The following is an 18,416-nucleotide window of genomic DNA, read 5'->3' on the forward strand; positions in this document are numbered from 1 at the left end:
TTCGTAATATCTTTTTATAAAGGAAATGTACGTATTTTAAACAAACCATTTAATCCCATTCGGATAAGTGGTTTGTTTTTATGTTCCTATGGTAAAATAGACACAAGTGAATGATAATATCGAGGAGGATATCCCTGTGAATAAATTAGTATTAATTGATGGAAATAGTATTGCGAACCGCGCGTTTTATGCGTTGCCGCTCTTAAATAATGATAAAGGTGTATATACAAATGCGGTGTACGGATTTGCAATGATGCTGATGAATGTACTTGAAAAAGAAAAGCCTAGCCATGTGCTCGTTGCTTTTGATGCAGGAAAAACAACCTTCCGCCACACTACATTTAAAGGATATAAAGGTGGTCGCCAAAAAACGCCAAGTGAATTATCCGAGCAATTTCCATTTATCCGAGAGCTCTTAACAGCTTACGATATCCCGCAATATGAACTTGCTAACTACGAGGCCGATGATATTATCGGGACGTTAACGAAAAAAGCAGAAGCAGACGGAATGGAAGTCGCTATCATAACAGGAGACCGCGATTTAACTCAACTTGCTTCTCGGAAAACCACTGTTTATATTACTAAAAAAGGTATAGCTGATATGGAAACAAACACTCCAGAAACCTTAAAAGAAAAATATGACTTAACACCATCGCAAATCATTGATATGAAAGGTTTAATGGGAGATTCATCTGATAATATTCCCGGCATTCCTGGCGTAGGTGAAAAAACAGCCTTGAAACTTTTGCATGAATTTGGCGGTACAGTTGAAAGTGTCCTTGAACATGCTGAAGAAATTTCAGGTAAAAAATTAAAAGAAAAAGTACTAGAAAATAAAGAATTAGCTCTTTTAAGTAAAGAACTTGCGACAATCAATGTAGATTCACCAATCGAATGTACAGTCGAAAGTACGAAATATGATGGCTATCAAACAGAAAAAGTCATCCCACTATTAAAAGAAATGAACTTCACAACGCTTTTGAAAAACATCGAAGGAGATACAGCGGAAGAAGCAAAAGAATTAAAAGAACTATCTTTTGAAATAGTAACCGAATTAAAAGAACAACACTTTGGCGGGAAAACCGCGCTTTATGTGGAACTGGAAAATGATAATTATCATACCGCAAACTTTATTGGATTAACTGTTCATTCTAGCCAAGGAACATACTTCTTTACGAAGGAAACTGCAGAAAAAAGTGCGGTTTTCCGTAATTGGGTGGAAAGTGACGAAACAAAAGTCGTTTATGATGCGAAAAAAACAATGGTAGCGATGAACCGAATTGGTTTTGCTATAAAAGGTGTCACTTTTGATATTATGTTAGCTTCTTATTTACTAAATCCATCAGATTCCATTGATGACTTTACAAGTGTTGCTGTGAGACATGATTATACAGAAGTAGAAACAGACGAAGCAATTTATGGAAAAGGTGCTAAACGAAGCACGCCGGAAGAGAACATTGTTGCTGCCCACTTAGCCAGAAAAGCAGTAGCAATTGCTGAATTAGAGAAAAGACTAGTAGATGATTTAGAGGAAAATGAGCAATTAGCTTTGATGGAAGATTTAGAGTTACCACTGACTTTTGTCTTGGCACAAATGGAAATGCAAGGGGTTAGCGTAGATACAAAACGTTTAGAAAATATGAAAGTAGAATTAGCTGGTAGATTGAAAACATTAGAAGAATCGATTCATTCACTAGCTGGCGAAGAATTTAACATCAATTCACCAAAACAATTAGGTGTCATTTTATTTGAAAAACTAGAACTTCCTCCAGTGAAAAAAACCAAGACTGGTTATTCAACCGCAGCGGATGTACTAGAGAGCTTATCAGGAAAACATGCGATTATTGATGAAATTTTATTATATCGTCAACTAGGTAAAATTCAATCTACCTACATTGAAGGCTTGCTTAAAGTAACTGACAAAGAAACGCATAAAGTACACACGCGTTTCAACCAAACGTTAACGCAAACTGGACGTTTAAGCTCTGTAGATCCGAACTTACAAAACATCCCGATTCGACTTGAAGAAGGCCGGAAAATCAGACAAGTTTTCGTACCAAGTAAACCTGGTTGGAAAATGTTTTCCGCCGATTACTCCCAAGTAGAATTGCGTGTTTTAGCGCATATTTCTGAAGACGAGAATTTAATTTATGCGTTTAAACACGACTATGATATTCATACAAAAACAGCGATGGATGTTTTCCATGTAGAACAAGATGAAGTTGATTCTTTAATGCGTCGTCAAGCCAAAGCAGTAAACTTTGGAATTGTATACGGAATTAGTGATTATGGGCTCTCTCAAAACCTTGGTATCACGAGAAAAGAAGCAAAAGACTTTATTGATCGTTACTTTGTGAGTTATCCAGCTGTAAAAGAATATATGCAAGATATTGTTCGTTTTGCGAAAGAAAAAGGCTACGTAGAAACTATTTTACATCGTCGTCGGTATATTCCGGAAATCGTCAGCCGCAATTTCAATGTAAGAGGATTTGCGGAAAGAACGGCAATGAATACACCTATTCAGGGTAGTGCCGCGGATATTATAAAAAAAGCAATGATTCTCATGAGCGAACGCTTAAAATCTGAGAATTTAGAAGCAAAATTATTACTTCAAGTGCACGATGAGCTTATCTTTGAAGCACCTGAAGCAGAAATTGCAAAATTAGAAGAGATTGTACCTGATGTAATGGAAAATGCGGTAGAACTTTCTGTGCCACTTAAAGTTGATAGCGCATTTGGCGACACTTGGTATGATGCGAAATAAATAGAGAAACGGGGAGTTTATATATGCCAGAAATGCCGGAAGTAGAAAATGTCCGCGCAACATTACAAGAATTAGTCCCAGGTAAAAAAATAGATCAAGTGATTGTCCGCGTTCCCAAAATGATAGTAGCAACACCACCCGACGAGTTTGTCCATATGCTTGTCGGGCAAGAAATAGAAGCAGTGCGTCGTCGCGGCAAATTTTTACTATTTGACTTAACAAATTGTACGATTTTATCCCATTTGCGTATGGAAGGTAAATTCCGTTTAATGGATGAGAACGAGGAAGTTACTAAGCACACGCATATAATTTTTCATTTTGAAGATCATACCGAATTGCGCTTTTTAGATGTGCGGAAGTTTGGGACGATGGAAGTGACAAATAAATACGGCGAGTCAGAAACAAAATCGATAAAAAAACTAGGTCCAGAACCTTTAACACCTGCATTTACATTAGCTGATTTTGCTACTGGTGTGAAAAAAACAAGTAGAGCTATCAAAACAGCCTTACTTGATCAAAAATTAGTTGCTGGTGTTGGGAATATTTATGCGGATGAAATTTGTTTTGAAGCAAAAGTGCATCCAGAGAGAGCCGCCAACTCGCTATCTGATAAAGAAATTAATCGCATATTTGAAGCGACAAAAAGTATCATGACTGAAGCAGTTGCCCTTGGTGGTTCCACTGTTAGAACTTACGTGAATTCACAAGGTAAACTAGGACAATATCAAGATAAATTAAAAGTGTACGGAAAAACTGGGGAACCGTGCGTTATTTGCGGGACACCCATTGAAAAAATTAAACTAAATGGACGCGGGACGCATTTTTGCCCGCACTGTCAAAAATAGAAAGCGAGCTGAAATCATGGGTAAAACAATTGGATTAACAGGAAGTGTGGCAACAGGAAAGTCAACTGTGAGTAACCTGATTCAGCAAGCTGGAATTCCGCTAGTTGATGCTGATATTGCAGCTAGAAAAGTAGTTGAAAAAGGAACAGGTGGCCTAGCGGAAATTGTTGCATACTTTGGAAAAGACATTTTACTTGAAGACGGCACTTTAAACCGGGCTAAACTAGGAGAAATTATTTTTCGTGATAAAGAAAAACGGGAAAAATTAAATGAAATTACCCATCCTCGCGTGAAAGACTATATGTTGAATGAAAGAGAACGCTTTTTTGAAGCAGGAGAAAAAGTTGTATTTTTTGATATTCCGCTACTTTTTGAAAGTCATTTAGAATCTTTAGTGGATCAAATTATCGTTGTTTGGACGACACCGGAAACAGAGTTAAAGCGTTTAATGGAACGAAATAACCTAACTAAAGAAGAGGCATTAGCAAGAATTAATAGCCAAATGGGAATTGATGAAAAGGCGAAAAAAGCCGATTTTGTGATAGATAATAATGAGTCACTGGAAAAAACACAAAAGCAAGTCCTTACATTTATCGAGCGTTTTGTTAATAACAAATAGCCACCCTTACTTTCACATGGTATAATGAGGCATACAAATAAACAGATAAAGAATGCTAGAGATAGGAGTGATTTTTTGTGAGATGTCCTACTTGTAAATATAATGGCACGCGTGTTGTAGACTCAAGACCGGCAGACGATGGTAACTCCATCCGAAGAAGGCGTGAATGTGAAAAATGCGGATTCCGTTTTACTACTTTTGAAAAGGTAGAAGAGAGTCCTTTAATAGTTGTGAAAAAAGACGGGGCAAGAGAAGAATTTGCTCGTGAAAAAGTAAGACGTGGTTTAATAAGAGCTTGTGAGAAACGCCCAGTTAGTGCGGAACAAATTGAAGAAATCGTGAATGAAGTAGAGCGTGAACTAAGAAACATTGGTGACAGCGAAATCGCTTCTGATTTAATCGGTGAAAAAGTAATGAATAAATTAGCGAGTCTTGATGAAGTTGCCTACGTGCGCTTTGCATCGGTTTATCGCCAATTTAAAGATATTAGTGTGTTTGTAGAAGAACTAAAAGATTTGATGGAAAAAAATAAAGATAGGTGAGTAAATTGACGGAATTTTGGATGGAGCTTCAGGCGGTAGATAGCTATCAAGTGAAGGCAAGTGGGATTTTGACAGGTGCCGATAGAAAAATAATTACGATGTTGTATCAACCGTTAATGGGGGCGGAATGTCTTGCTTTATACCAAACCCTGTTCACAGAAGTGGAAGAAAACAGACTCTGGTCAGAAGCGCATTCTCACGTCCAACTTTTAAATATGCTTGATATTAGTTTGAAAGCGTTATTCGAGGCGCGATTGAAACTAGAAGGCTTAGGTCTTTTAAAAAGTTATGTGAAAACAGAAAATGACCAACGCTTTTATATTTACGAAATTTTACCACCGTTATCACCCGAAAAGTTTTTTTCAGATGGTCTTTTAAATATTTATTTATATAGTAAAATTGGCAATGCGCAGTTTCAGCGTTTGCGTCGTTTTTTTGCAGATGAAACTTTTGACACAGATACATACAGCGAAATTACTCGTTCGTTCCAAGATGTTTTTGAACCGTTTAAAGGTGGCAGTAGTGCAGTTCCATCAGAATCTAATCAGGTTTTAGTGGATAAAATTGCGCCAAAAGAAATCGAATTTGATGACGCGAGTTTTGACTTTAATTTATTCTTAAGTTTACTTTCGCCAGGGATGATTGCCCGGGAAAAAATAACAAAAGAAGTGCGCCAAACGATTTTAAAATTACACGGGATTTATCAAGTTTCTGAAAAAGATATGCCGAGTTATTTGTATCGTGCGCTTGATGCAAATGGCGAAATCGACATCGTTTATTTACGAAAAATCGTGCGCGAAGGCTACACGATTGAAAATGGCGCTCCACCAAAATTGCAAATGAAGCAGGAAACACCTGTAAAAAAAGAACCAGAAGAAGCTTTAAATGATGAAGAAGCCCTTCAAGTTTATTTAGAAAGCATCACGCCATTCCAATTATTAGTGGATATTTCAGACGGCGCGATCCCGGCAGAAACCGATTTACGCGTCGTAGAAGAAGTCATGAATCAACAAAATCTCCCGGTTCCCGTGATGAATGTGCTAATTGAATATGTTTTACTTCGCCTAGACCGGAAGCTTTCTAAAAATTACATGATGACTATCGCGGCCCACTGGAAACGAAAAAATGTAAAAACGGCAAAAGAAGCTATGGATCTCGCGTGGCAAGAGCACGAAAAATATAAACGATTACAAGAAGAACCAGCCACACCGAAAAATAATAATTACAACCGAAATTACCAAAAATCCACTAGAAAAGAAATTTTACCGGATTGGTTTGATAAAGAACAAGTTGCTCCAGCAGAAAACAAAATGACAGATAAAGAAAAACAAACGCTTGAAGAACAAGTTCGTGAAATTAAAGAACGACTAAATAAAAGGTAGGTGAAGAATATGGATAACATCGAAAGAACATTAGGACAGCTTTTTGAAGGGCGAGATTTTGAAAAAGAATACCAAGGTTTAAAACAACAAGTTCTCCATTATCAACCAATTCAAGATTTTTTCAAGGAAAATAAAGAAGATATTACGGAACAATTAATTAATCAAAACTTGTCTAATTTGTACGAATTTATGACGCAACATAAAAAATTCACAGAGCAAGAAGAGACATTAATGCCTGGTTATGCTCCAAAACTTGTCCTTAACGGGGAATTCATTACTGTCACCTATTATCCAACAAAAGAAAAAATTGAAGAAGATAAACGTCGTGCTGTCGAGCGGAGAATTCGTTCGCTTTACATGCCAAAACAAGTGGTGGATGCTAATTTAGCAGACTTTTATACGGATGAAGAATCGCGTAAATTGGCGCTTGTTGAAGCTTATCAATTTTTAAATAACTATCCGCCTCAAAATGGTGAGCGTGTGAAGGGGTTATTTATTCATGGTAGTTTTGGGACTGGAAAATCCTACTTGCTTGGAGCACTTGCAAAAGAGTTAGCTTTAAAAGGTATTTCGACGACTCTAGTTTATTTACCAGAATTTATGCGGGAAGTGAAGCAGTCTATTTCGGATAATACTGTTGGCGAAAAAATCCAGTTTGCCAAAGAAACCGAAGTATTAATGCTTGATGATATTGGCGCAGAATCGATGACAGCGTGGACACGTGATGAAGTGCTGGGTGCGATTTTACAATTCCGGATGCAAGAAGAATTACCAACATTCTTCTCGTCTAATTACAATATGGATCAACTTGAGAATCATTTAATGTTTGCTCAAAATGGTACGGAAGAAAAACTAAAAGCTCGCCGAATCATGGAACGGGTGCGTTATTTATCCAAAGAAGTAAACTTAGAAGGAAAAAATCGCCGCTTCTAAAAAGTACTTGCAAATATATCTCATCGGGCTTATAATGTGAAGTAATATAAAACAAAGTGATGAAAAGGACAACCAATTTAACGGAAAATTATAGAGAGGAAGGGCTAGCTGGGAACCTTCTATTGGAACTTAAATTTGGACCACCTTGGAACTTCTATTAGGAACGTTTTTTACTAGTAATAATAGACGGATCGCTCCGTTACAGGCGACAAGAGTGAAGTAGTTAATTTTAGCTATTTCTGAATCTTGGGTGGAACCACGAGCATAAACTCGTCCCTTGACAACAGGAGGGATGGGTTTTTTATTTTGCCCTCCTAACCACATTTAAAAAAAGAAAAGGAGAGATTAGTATGAAAATCACATTTCCAGATGGCGCTGTAAAAGAATTTGAGCCAGGCGTGTCAACAGCTGACATAGCGGCTTCCATCAGTCCAGGTCTAAAAAAGAAAGCACTCGCAGGTAAATTAAACGGAGAATTACTTGACTTAGTAACTCCAATCCATGAAGATGGGGCAATTGAAATCGTTACTCCGGATCATGAAGATGCACTTGGAATTTTGCGCCATAGTACTGCTCATCTAATGGCTCAAGCGCTAAAACGACTTTATCCAGATGTGAAATTTGGAGTTGGTCCAGCGATTGAATCTGGTTTCTACTATGATATTGATACAGAAGCTGTTATTAGTGATGAATCTTTAGTTGAAATCGAAAAAGAAATGCAAAAAATCGTTCGTGAAAATGTACCAATCGAACGCGAAGTTGTTTCTCGTGAAGAAGCAATTAAACGTTTTGAAGCGATTGGCGATCAATATAAATTAGAACTAATCGAAGCAATTCCTGAAGATGAAACAGTGACAATTTATACTCAAGGTGAATTTTTCGACCTTTGTCGCGGTGTCCATGTTCCTTCTACTGGTAAAATTCAAGTGTTTAAACTGTTAAGCGTGGCTGGTGCATACTGGCGCGGCGACAGCAACAACAAAATGCTTCAACGTATTTACGGCACAGCTTTCTTTGACAAAAATGGCTTAAAAGAATTTATCCAAATGCAAAAAGAAGCAAAAGAACGTGACCATCGTAAATTAGGGAAAGAATTAGATTTATTTGCGAACAGTATCGAAGTCGGTCAAGGACTACCTCTTTGGTTACCAAAAGGTGCAACTATCCGCCGCGTTATTGAACGTTATATCGTGGATAAAGAAGAACGCCTAGGTTACAATCACGTTTATACTCCAATTATGGCAAACGTGGAACTTTACAAAACAAGCGGTCACTGGGATCACTACCATGAAGATATGTTCCCAACTATGAAAATGGATAACGAAGAACTTGTGTTACGCCCAATGAACTGCCCACATCACATGATGATTTATAAAAATGACATTCATAGTTATCGTGAACTGCCAATCCGTATTGCAGAACTTGGCATGATGCACCGCTATGAAATGAGTGGAGCACTTTCAGGACTACAACGTGTTCGTGGCATGACTCTAAATGATGCACATGTATTTGTTCGCCCAGATCAAATTAAAGATGAATTCAAACGCGTTGTGGAGCTAATTTTAGAAGTATATAAAGACTTTGATATTAAAGATTACTCCTTCCGCCTAAGCTATCGCGATCCGAAAAATACTGAAAAATATTTTGACGATGATGCGATGTGGGAAAAAGCCCAAGCAATGCTTAAATCCGCAATGGATGAAATGAATATGGATTACTTTGAAGCAGAGGGTGAAGCTGCGTTTTATGGTCCAAAACTAGATGTTCAAGTAAAAACTGCTATAGGAAAAGAAGAAACTCTTTCTACTGTACAACTTGACTTCTTACTTCCAGAACGCTTTGATTTAACTTACATCGGCGAAGATGGTGAAAAACATCGCCCAGTAGTTATTCACCGCGGTGTTGTATCGACAATGGAACGCTTTGTTGCTTACCTAATTGAAGAATATAAAGGTGCTTTCCCAACTTGGTTAGCTCCAGTTCAAATGGAACTTATCCCAGTTAATGCCGACGCTCATTTAGATTATGCAAAAGGTGTACAAGATAAATTACAACGCGCTGGACTTCGCGCGGAAGTAGATGACCGTAACGAAAAACTAGGATATAAAATCCGTGAAGCGCAAACTAAGAAAATCCCATACGCATTAGTGCTTGGGGACCAAGAAGTAGAAGCTGGTTCTGTAAACGTTCGTCGCTACGGCTCTAAGGATTCAGAAACAATGGATCTAGATGCCTTCATTGCACAAGTAGTAGCAGAAGTAAGCAAATATTAATCTGAAAAATACTGTCTCAAACGGGGCAGTATTTTTTCATGGTGCTTTTTTCCTCTTTTTCCGTTATACTAGTAAAAGATAATGAATAGAACAGGATGGACAAATATGGATGTAAATAATGTAGAACTAGTAATAAGCGCTGTTCGACCAGAGCAATACCCTGAAACAGACCTTCCAGAATATGCACTTGCAGGTCGATCCAACGTCGGAAAGTCATCGTTTATTAATACGATGATTCGCCGTAAAAGTATGGCAAGAATTTCACAAAAACCAGGAAAAACACAAACGCTAAATTTTTATAAAATTGAAGAAGCACTTTTCTTTGTCGATGTACCAGGCTATGGTTTTGCTAAAGTTTCAAAAACCGAACGCGAAAAATGGGGCGTGATGATTGAAACTTATATTACTTCTCGTGAGCAACTTCGTGGTGTTATTCAAATTGTAGATTTGCGCCATAAACCTACAGAAGATGACCGAATGATGTATGAATTTCTAAAGTATTATGATATTCCGGTTATCGTTGTAGCAACAAAAGCCGACAAAATCCCACGCAGCAAATGGCAAAAAAATGCTAAAATTGTTCGCGAAACACTAGATTTTGATCCTGACGACAAATTTGTCTTATTTTCTTCTGAAACAAAGATGGGAAAAGACGAAGCATGGCAGTTTATCAAAGAAGGAATGGAATAATAGAAAGAGTTGGAATGAAAAATCCAGCTCTTTTTTCCGTCTAAATACATAAACGGACTATTTGGTGTCCACATCGAAAAGTGGTAGAATGTATTAGAGTTCAATTTAATTTTAGGAGGATTATCGAATGTTTATTCTCACCATGGGGCTGAATCATCACACAGCACCAATCGACATCCGCGAAAAATTAGTTTTTAAAGAAACAGAGGAAGAAATGGCCTTAGTAACATTACTGCAGGAAAAAAGTATCCTCGAAAATGTTATTATTTCGACATGCAATCGTACGGAGATTGTGGCTGTCGTCGATCAAATACATACAGGCAGATATTACTTAAAACGCTTTATGGCCAATTGGTTTCAAATGGATATGGAAAAAATCGAGCCTTATTTGTTTTTTCATGAAGAAGCAGAGGCCGTCAATCATTTATATAAAGTAACTGCGGGACTCGATTCACTTGTGCTCGGAGAAACGCAAATTCTCGGGCAAGTAAAACATGCATTCGAAATCGCGAAACAGACTGGAACAACAGGCACACTCTTAAATAAACTTTTTCGGGAAGTAGTTACTTTTGCCAAAAAAGTACATCATCATACGAAAATTAACGAAAATGCCGTTTCGGTCAGTTATGCAGCTGTAGAAGTTGCCAAAAAACTATATGGTTCATTAGATAATAAAAAAATCGTCCTTATTGGAGCAGGGGAAATGAGCGAACTTGCTTTACAAAATCTTGCTGGAAGTGGCATTGCAGATATTACTATTATCAATCGCACAAAATCTAACGCAGAAATATTAGCGCATCAATTTCAAGCAAAAGTTGGTGCATATGAAAATATGTCGGACCATTTGTTAGAAGCAGATATTGTTCTCGTCTCAACAAGTGCTGAAGAGCCGATTATTAAACAGGTAGCTATGCAAGAATTGATGGAACAAAAAGCGAGCTCTATGCTTGTAATTGACATCGGCTTACCAAGAAATGTTGAACATGATTGTTCATATATTCCCAATTTCCATTTATATGATATTGATGATTTAGCTGGAGTGGTAAGTGCTAACTCTTTAGAACGTCAAAGGATCGTTCAAGAACTTGAAAACACCATTGAGACAGAAGTTCGAAGCTTTTTTGAATGGGAAAAACAACTCGGCGTCGTTCCTGTCATCCGAGCTTTGCGCGAAAAAGCGTTAGATATGCAAGAAGTTACTATGACTAGCTTAGAAAATAAACTTCCTGGATTAACAGAACGTGAATACATCCAAATCGGGAAACATATGAAAAGTATCATTAATCAAATGCTAAAACAGCCTATCTCAGAATTAAAGGAAATGTCTGTGGAAGAAAATGCAGATACAAGCATTGAACATTTTAAACGGATATTTGGTTTAACGGAAACAGATGTAGCTATAATAGAAAAAGAACAAGCTGAAACGAGGAGTTAATGCATGAAACGGAAAATAATTGTTGGTTCAAGACGTAGTAAATTAGCTTTAACACAGTCTAACTGGGTGATAAAAAAACTCAAAGAAAACTATCCTGAAATCGATTTTGAAATAAAAGAAATTGTTACAAAGGGCGACCGTATTTTAGATGTTACTTTGAGTAAAGTCGGTGGAAAAGGTCTATTTGTTTCTGAAGTTGAGCAAGCTTTGAGCGATGAAGTAATAGATTTCGCGGTACATAGTATGAAAGATGTGCCTTCAAGTTTGAAAGATGGACTAGTCATTGGAGCAATTCCAAAACGTGAATCCCCATTAGATTGTTTTGTTTTTAATGAGGTAAGCACGCTAGATGACTTACCAAAAGGTGCAGTAATCGGCACAAGTAGTCTACGTCGCGCGGCACAACTCTTAAAACATCGTCCTGATTTTGTCGTTAAGCCAATTCGTGGCAATATTGATACTCGGCTTCAAAAATTACATGCTGAAAACTTTGATGCAATCATTTTAGCAAAAGCTGGACTTGCACGAATGGGTTGGCTTGAAAATACGAGTTTAAAACTAGAAGATATATCTCCTGAATTATGTTTACCTGCTGTAGGGCAAGGGGCTCTTGCTATCGAATGTAGAGAAACCGATCTTCAAATTTGCGATATGCTAGCTTCTATTCACCATGAAGAAACGGGAATCTGTGTAGAAGCAGAGCGCGTTTTCTTGAAAAAACTAAATGGCGGCTGCGAAATCCCAATTGCTGGATTTGCGACAAAAACAGGCGATTCAGTTCACTTTAAAGGTTTGGTTGGTAACGCAGATGGTTCCATTATTCTTGAATCTGAACGAACTGGTGCGAGCCCAGCTGAAATTGGCAATCAAGTAGCTGAAGAATTGCTGAGTGAAGGTGCAGATACCATTATCAAAGAGCTGAGAAATATATGATTAAAAAAATTGTTTTAACAAGAGAAGCGAGCAAAAATAAACCATGGCAAGATTATTTTTCGCAAAATGGTTTCGACGTTGAATCAATTCCACTAATTGAAACGGATCCTAAAAAAATTAGTCTGAGTCTAAATCAAAAAGAGGCAGACTGGCTTTTTTTAACAAGTGCGAATGCAGTAGAATATTTCTTCAATGAACAAGCTGGTAAATTAAATTACAAAATAGCCGTTATTGGAGAGAAAACAAAAGAAAAGTTAGCAGAATATGGATATAAGCCTAATTTTGTACCGTCCGTTTACCAATCAGAAGTATTTTTGTCTGAGTGGTTAAGTGAAAATACTAGCCAAACAAGTATTTTACTTCCACAAAGCAACTTAAGTCGAACGATAATAGAAGATACACTGACGCAAAACGGCCACCTAGTTTTTCCGATTGAATTATATGAAACAAGCTTCCCAGAAAATTCTCAAACAATATTAATCGAACAATTAAAACTAGATGAAAAACGAATAATTATTTTCGCTAGCCCCTCTGCTTGGAAGAACTTTTATACGATTGCGAAACAATTTTCTATTAAAAATGAAAACTGGCGCATTGCATCAATCGGTAATATAACTACCGAAGCAATTTTAGCAGATGGTTGGGAAGTTACATACCAACCAAAAACCTTCACCATGAAGCACTTAGCTGATTTGATAATACAGGAGGAATTTAAATGAGTAATCAATTTGATAGACATCGTCGTTTAAGAAAGACAAAAACAATGCGTGATTTAGTGAGGGAAACAGTTTTACATACAGATGATTTAATCTATCCGATTTTTGTCAAAGATGGTACAGAACCAAAAACAGAAGTAGTTTCCATGCCAGGCGTTTTTCAATTTCCTCTACATGAATTAGAAGCGGAAATGAACGCTGTTGCGAGCCTTGGAATTAAAGCTGTTATTTTATTTGGAATACCTGCTGAAAAAGATGCTGTTGGCACACAAGCTTATCATGACCATGGCATTATCCAAGAAGCAACTAGATTAATAAAAAGCAAATTTCCTGAAATAATTGTGGTAGCAGATACATGTTTATGTGAATTCACAGATCATGGACATTGTGGTGTAATCGAGAATGGTCAAATTCTAAACGATGAATCACTAGAATTACTGAAACAAACAGCTGTCAGTCAAGCTGCTGCAGGTGCGGACATCATTGCACCTTCAAACATGATGGATGGTTTTGTTCAAGTAATCAGAGAAGGCCTTGATGAAGCTGGGTTCTACGATATACCAATTATGTCTTATGCAGTAAAATACGCTTCTGCATTTTATGGACCTTTCCGTGATGCCGCTGGTAGTGCACCGCAATTTGGAGATAGAAAATCCTATCAAATGGATCCAGCGAATCGCGAAGAAGCATTACGGGAGGCTCAATCGGATGAGCAAGAAGGCGCAGACTTTCTAATAGTGAAGCCATCTCTTTCGTACCTTGATATAATGCGAGATGTAAAGAATCATACGAATTTACCTGTTGTAGCCTATAATGTTAGCGGTGAATATGCAATGGTGAAAGCAGCAGCTCAAAATGGTTGGATTGATGAAGAGCGAATTGTTTTAGAAATGCTGACTAGTATGAAACGAGCTGGAGCGACATTAATTATTACTTACTTTGCAAAAGATGTAGCAACATACTTAAACAAATAGGAGGCGGGAATTTTGCAAAACTATATAAAATCTGAAAAAGCATTTAAAGAAGCAAAAAAAGTTTTACCTGGTGGCGTAAACAGCCCAGTACGCGCCTTTAACTCAGTCGATGCTTCACCAGTTTTTATGGACCACGGGAAAGGTGCCTATATTACTGACGTCGATGGAAATGAATATATTGATTACGTTTTATCATGGGGACCACTTATTTTAGGGCATGCGGATCCTTCTGTTGTTAATGCGATAACAAACGCAGCTATGAAAGGAACTAGCTTTGGTACACCTACAGAAATTGAGACAGAACTTGCAAAACTCGTGATTGAGCGCGTTCCATCTATCGAAATAGTGCGTATGGTTTCTTCGGGAACAGAAGCAACAATGAGCGCTATTCGTTTAGCTCGTGGATACACGAAAAGAGAAAAAATCTTGAAATTTGAAGGAAGTTACCATGGTCACGGAGATTCTTTATTAATCAAAGCTGGTTCAGGGGTTGCAACATTAGGATTACCTGACTCGCCTGGAGTTACAAAAGGTCTTGCTGCTGATACAATTACTGTTCCATACAATGACGTAGAAGGCGCCAAACTAGCTTTTGAAAAATTTGGTGAAGAAATAGCAGCTGTTATCGTGGAGCCAGTCGCAGGAAACATGGGTGTTGTCCCTCCAATTGATGGTTTCTTAGAAGGATTACGAGAACTAACAACTGAATACGGTGCGCTACTGATCTTTGATGAAGTTATGACAGGATTCCGTGTAGACTATTATTCTGCCCAAGGATACTATGTTGTAACCCCTGATATTACTTGTTTAGGAAAAGTGATTGGTGGTGGACTACCAGTTGGTGCTTATGGTGGTAAAAAAGAAATCATGGAACAAATTGCTCCAGCCGGCTCTATCTACCAAGCTGGTACTTTATCAGGTAATCCGTTAGCAATGAATGCTGGATTTGAAACGGTTCGCCAATTAACACCACAACACTATGATGTATTCCGTTCCCTGATTAAGCGCATGGAAGAAGGCTTAACCGAAATTTCAAATAGACATGAAGTACCACTATCAATAAACAAAGCAGGCTCGATGTTCGGCTTTTTCTTCACTGATCAAAAAGTCACTAACTTTGATACTGCTAAAACAAGTGATTTAGAATTTTTCAGAAACTACTACCGAGAAATGTTAGCGCAAGGTATTTTTCTACCACCATCTCAGTTTGAAGGCGTTTTTATTTCTACAATGCATACTGAAAAAGAAATTGATGCGACTTTAGAAGCTTTTGACGTTACATGTAAAATGCTTCGCGGCTAATTGACTAATCTACAAACATTTGTTAAAATTATTTTTAGTATATAGAACTAAATGCGATGAAGAGGAAGAGTAGGTCATTTATTTTTCTAAGAGAGAAAGCGGTCGGTGCAAGCTTTCAAAAATAATGTCTGAAGGTAGCCTTGGAGCAGTTTTCCTGAAATAATAGTAGGGAATAACCGGTAGATCTCGTCTATCGTTAAAACAATGAAGTGCCTATATTTCTTATTGTAGGTAAAAAGGTGGTACCGCGAATAATACTCTTTTCGTCCTTTTATTAGGATGAGAAGAGTTTTTTATTTTGCTTAAAAAGGAGGAATCGTTATGACAGAACAAAACGAAATAAATATGCCTACCAAATACGAACCTAGTAATGTAGAGGCCGGGAAATATAAATGGTGGTTAGAAAAAGAGTTTTTTAAAGCAGAAGGTAATACTGATAAAAAGCCTTATAGCATTGTAATCCCGCCACCAAATGTAACCGGAAAACTTCATCTGGGGCATGCTTGGGATACAACATTACAAGATATAATTACTCGTATGAAAAGAATGCAAGGCTTTGATACACTTTATTTACCAGGGATGGACCATGCCGGTATAGCTACACAAGCAAAAGTAGAAGCTAAATTAAAAGAAGAAAATATTTCTCGTTATGATTTAGGTCGAGAAAAATTCGTTAATAAAACATGGGAATGGAAAGAAGAATATGCTGATTTTATCCGAGAACAGTGGGAAAAATTAGGTCTAGGTTTAGATTATTCCAGAGAACGTTTTACTTTAGATGCCGGCTTATCTGATGCAGTAAAAAAAGTATTTGTTACGCTATACAATAAAGGGCTTATTTATCGTGGACAGTACATTATAAACTGGGATCCAGAAGCAAAAACAGCATTATCAGATATTGAAGTTATTCATAAAGATATAGAAGGAAGTTTTTATCATCTAAAATATCCACTTACTGATGGATCAGGATATTTAGAAGTTGCAACCACCAGACCAGAAACAATTCCTGGAGATACTGCAGTTGCTGTACATCCAAAAGATGAAAGATACCAACACTTAATTGGTAAAACGATTATGTTGCCTATTTTAAACAGAGAAATTCCCATCGTTGCTGATGAATACGTAGAAAGAGAATTTGGTTCAGGAGCAGTGAAAATCACTCCCGCGCATGATCCAAACGACTTTGAAGTGGGTAATCGTCATGATTTACCAAGAATAATTGTCATGCACGAAGATGGAACAATGAATGATAATGCTGGTAAATATGATGGTTTAGATCGTTTTGTTGCAAGAAAAGCTATTATTCAAGACTTTAAAGATTTAGGCTTATTTATAAAACAAGAACCTCATCTTCATTCAGTAGGACATTCTGAAAGAACAGGTGCTGTAGTAGAACCGTATCTTTCATTGCAATGGTTCGTTAAAATGGAACCTCTTGCAGCTGAAGCATTAGCACTTCAAAAAACAGAAGACAAAGTAAATTTTGTACCTGCTAGATTTGAAAAAACATATGAAACTTGGATGGATAATATTCACGATTGGTGTATTTCTCGCCAATTATGGTGGGGACATAGAATCCCTGCTTGGTATCACAAAGAAACTGGTGAAATCTATGTTGGGGAGAATGAGCCTGAAAACCTAGATCAATGGGAGCAAGATGAAGATGTTCTGGATACTTGGTTTAGTTCTGCTTTATGGCCATTTTCTACTATGGGTTGGCCTGACACTGAAAATCCTGATTACAAACATTTCTTCCCAACTAATACATTAGTAACTGGTTACGACATTATCTTTTTCTGGGTATCAAGAATGATTTTCCAATCTGTTGAATTTACAGGAGAAAGACCTTTTAAAGATACTTTAATTCATGGTTTGGTACGTGATTCAGAAGGGCGCAAGATGTCTAAATCACTTGGTAACGGAGTAGATCCAATTGAAGTTATTGATAAGTATGGAGCCGATTCATTACGCTACACACTTGCCACTGGTTCCTCACCTGGTCAAGACTTGAAATTTAGTTTTGAAAAAGTAGAGTCTACTTGGAATTTTATTAATAAGATTTGGAATGCATCACGATTTGTATTAATGAATCTTGATGGTATGAAATATGATGAAATCGACCTATCTAATGTGACTGAGGTTAGTGATAAGTGGATCTTAACAAGACTAAATGAAACCATTCAAGCAGTTACTTCTCTAGGTGAAAAATATGAATTTGGTGAAGTTGGCCGAACTTTGTATAACTTTATTTGGGATGATTTCTGTGATTGGTATATTGAAATTGCTAAAATTCCATTATACGGAGAAGATGAAGTTGCTAAACAAACTACAAGATCAGTACTTGCATATACTTTAAATACTACAATGCGATTGCTACATCCTTTCATGCCATTTGTAACAGAAGAAATTTGGCAAAACTTGCCTCATGAAGGTGAATCTATCACCATTTCCAACTGGCCTGAAGTTAATGAGCAACAAATGGACTCAAAAGCATCAACTGCAATGCGAACATTAGTTGAAGTAATTCGAGCTGTACGAAATATCCGTGCAGAAGTGAATACGCCTCTTAGCAAACCAATCGTGCTCGAAATAAAACCAAAAGATGAAACTTATAAAGAAATTTTAGAACAAAATATCTCTTATATAGAACGCTTTTGTAATCCAGAAAATATTACTATAGCTTTTGACATCGAGCCTTCTAAGACTGCAATGACAGCTGTAGTATCTGGCGCTGAAATATTTATTCCATTAGAGGCATTAATTGATTTAGACGTAGAAATCGCTCGCCTTGAAAAAGAACTGGAAAAATGGAATAAAGAAGTAGCTAGAGTTCAAGGTAAACTAAATAACGAACGTTTCATTAGTAAAGCTCCTGAAAATGTTGTAGCAGAAGAACGTTTAAAAGAAAAAGATTATCTAGAGAAAAAAGCTTCAGTTCTTGAAAGGATTGAAACATTGAAAGAAGTTTAATAAAATGATTTGACCTTATCATAAAATCGTGTGGTAAG

At 37.1% G+C, this 18,416-nt stretch carries 14 protein-coding genes and 2 other annotated features; all 14 genes read left to right on the top strand.

Going from position 1 to position 18,416, the window contains the following annotated elements:
- Positions 1 to 136 precede the first annotated feature (136 nt).
- The 14 genes from polA to AC4PG0_RS00785 all read left to right on the top strand — a co-directional run bounded on the left by polA (position 137) and on the right by AC4PG0_RS00785 (position 18,378).
- Positions 137 to 2,764 (top strand): DNA polymerase I, encoded by a 2,628-nt coding sequence (gene polA, locus AC4PG0_RS00720; protein ID WP_492167678.1) that lies wholly within the window; start codon positions 137 to 139, stop codon positions 2,762 to 2,764.
- 23 nt (positions 2,765 to 2,787) lie between these two features.
- A complete protein-coding gene (gene mutM / locus AC4PG0_RS00725) occupies positions 2,788 to 3,609 on the top strand; it encodes a DNA-formamidopyrimidine glycosylase (RefSeq protein WP_010991606.1) in 822 nt (273 codons plus the stop codon).
- 16 nt (positions 3,610 to 3,625) lie between these two features.
- Complete coding sequence (gene coaE, locus AC4PG0_RS00730; RefSeq protein ID WP_194317117.1) at positions 3,626 to 4,228, top strand: dephospho-CoA kinase; 603 nt, start codon at positions 3,626 to 3,628, stop codon at positions 4,226 to 4,228.
- A 77-nt stretch (positions 4,229 to 4,305) separates the two neighbouring features.
- Positions 4,306 to 4,770 (top strand): transcriptional regulator NrdR, encoded by a 465-nt coding sequence (nrdR, locus tag AC4PG0_RS00735; RefSeq protein WP_003762439.1) that lies wholly within the window; start codon positions 4,306 to 4,308, stop codon positions 4,768 to 4,770.
- A gap of 5 nt (positions 4,771 to 4,775) precedes the next feature.
- Positions 4,776 to 6,152: a replication initiation and membrane attachment family protein gene (locus AC4PG0_RS00740; protein WP_033532997.1), complete on the top strand. Its 1,377-nt coding sequence runs from the start codon at positions 4,776 to 4,778 to the stop codon at positions 6,150 to 6,152.
- A 9-nt stretch (positions 6,153 to 6,161) separates the two neighbouring features.
- Entirely contained in the window at positions 6,162 to 7,085 is a 924-nt protein-coding gene (gene dnaI / locus AC4PG0_RS00745) for a primosomal protein DnaI (RefSeq protein WP_003767061.1), read from the top strand.
- Between the two features lie 50 nt (positions 7,086 to 7,135).
- Positions 7,136 to 7,366, top strand: a binding site (T-box leader).
- 69 nt (positions 7,367 to 7,435) lie between these two features.
- Entirely contained in the window at positions 7,436 to 9,358 is a 1,923-nt protein-coding gene (thrS, locus tag AC4PG0_RS00750) for a threonine--tRNA ligase (protein ID WP_003762436.1), read from the top strand.
- A gap of 105 nt (positions 9,359 to 9,463) precedes the next feature.
- Positions 9,464 to 10,048: a ribosome biogenesis GTP-binding protein YihA/YsxC gene (yihA, locus tag AC4PG0_RS00755; protein ID WP_003762435.1), complete on the top strand. Its 585-nt coding sequence runs from the start codon at positions 9,464 to 9,466 to the stop codon at positions 10,046 to 10,048.
- 127 nt (positions 10,049 to 10,175) lie between these two features.
- Entirely contained in the window at positions 10,176 to 11,483 is a 1,308-nt protein-coding gene (hemA, locus tag AC4PG0_RS00760) for a glutamyl-tRNA reductase (RefSeq protein WP_003771975.1), read from the top strand.
- Positions 11,484 to 11,486: 3 nt separating this feature from the next.
- Positions 11,487 to 12,416 carry a hydroxymethylbilane synthase gene (gene hemC, locus AC4PG0_RS00765; protein WP_003762431.1) on the top strand — a complete coding sequence of 310 codons (930 nt, stop codon included), beginning with the start codon at positions 11,487 to 11,489 and terminating at the stop codon, positions 12,414 to 12,416.
- On the top strand, positions 12,413 to 13,135 hold the full coding sequence (locus AC4PG0_RS00770) for a uroporphyrinogen-III synthase (RefSeq protein ID WP_492167679.1): 723 nt from the start codon (positions 12,413 to 12,415) through the stop codon (positions 13,133 to 13,135). Before hemC ends, AC4PG0_RS00770 begins: the two co-directional genes overlap by 4 nt.
- Positions 13,132 to 14,106 (top strand): porphobilinogen synthase, encoded by a 975-nt coding sequence (hemB, locus tag AC4PG0_RS00775; RefSeq protein WP_003762429.1) that lies wholly within the window; start codon positions 13,132 to 13,134, stop codon positions 14,104 to 14,106. Before AC4PG0_RS00770 ends, hemB begins: the two co-directional genes overlap by 4 nt.
- A 12-nt stretch (positions 14,107 to 14,118) precedes the next feature.
- Positions 14,119 to 15,408, top strand: coding sequence for a glutamate-1-semialdehyde 2,1-aminomutase (gene hemL / locus AC4PG0_RS00780; protein ID WP_003762428.1), 1,290 nt, complete (start codon positions 14,119 to 14,121; stop codon positions 15,406 to 15,408).
- Between the two features lie 47 nt (positions 15,409 to 15,455).
- Positions 15,456 to 15,682, top strand: a binding site (T-box leader).
- A gap of 47 nt (positions 15,683 to 15,729) precedes the next feature.
- The gene (locus tag AC4PG0_RS00785; protein ID WP_492167680.1) at positions 15,730 to 18,378 is read left to right on the top strand and encodes a valine--tRNA ligase; all 2,649 of its coding nucleotides are present in this window, start codon (positions 15,730 to 15,732) and stop codon (positions 18,376 to 18,378) included.
- Positions 18,379 to 18,416: the final 38 nt, after the last annotated feature.

It is taken from the genome of Listeria sp. MAN/IMW/UF464, assembly GCF_058683955.1.

Bases quoted from the DNA above. Each gene is read 5' to 3' on its own strand.
- yihA (WP_003762435.1), top strand. From the start codon at position 9,464: ATGGATGTAAATAATGTAGAACTAGTAATAAGCGCTGTTCGACCAGAG.
- mutM (WP_010991606.1), top strand. From the start codon at position 2,788: ATGCCAGAAATGCCGGAAGTAGAAAATGTCCGCGCAACATTACAAGAA.
- AC4PG0_RS00770 (WP_492167679.1), top strand. From the start codon at position 12,413: ATGATTAAAAAAATTGTTTTAACAAGAGAAGCGAGCAAAAATAAACCA.
- thrS (WP_003762436.1), top strand. From the start codon at position 7,436: ATGAAAATCACATTTCCAGATGGCGCTGTAAAAGAATTTGAGCCAGGC.
- dnaI (WP_003767061.1), top strand. From the start codon at position 6,162: ATGGATAACATCGAAAGAACATTAGGACAGCTTTTTGAAGGGCGAGAT.
- coaE (WP_194317117.1), top strand. From the start codon at position 3,626: ATGGGTAAAACAATTGGATTAACAGGAAGTGTGGCAACAGGAAAGTCA.
- AC4PG0_RS00785 (WP_492167680.1), top strand. From the start codon at position 15,730: ATGACAGAACAAAACGAAATAAATATGCCTACCAAATACGAACCTAGT.
- hemB (WP_003762429.1), top strand. From the start codon at position 13,132: ATGAGTAATCAATTTGATAGACATCGTCGTTTAAGAAAGACAAAAACA.
- hemA (WP_003771975.1), top strand. From the start codon at position 10,176: ATGTTTATTCTCACCATGGGGCTGAATCATCACACAGCACCAATCGAC.
- hemC (WP_003762431.1), top strand. From the start codon at position 11,487: ATGAAACGGAAAATAATTGTTGGTTCAAGACGTAGTAAATTAGCTTTA.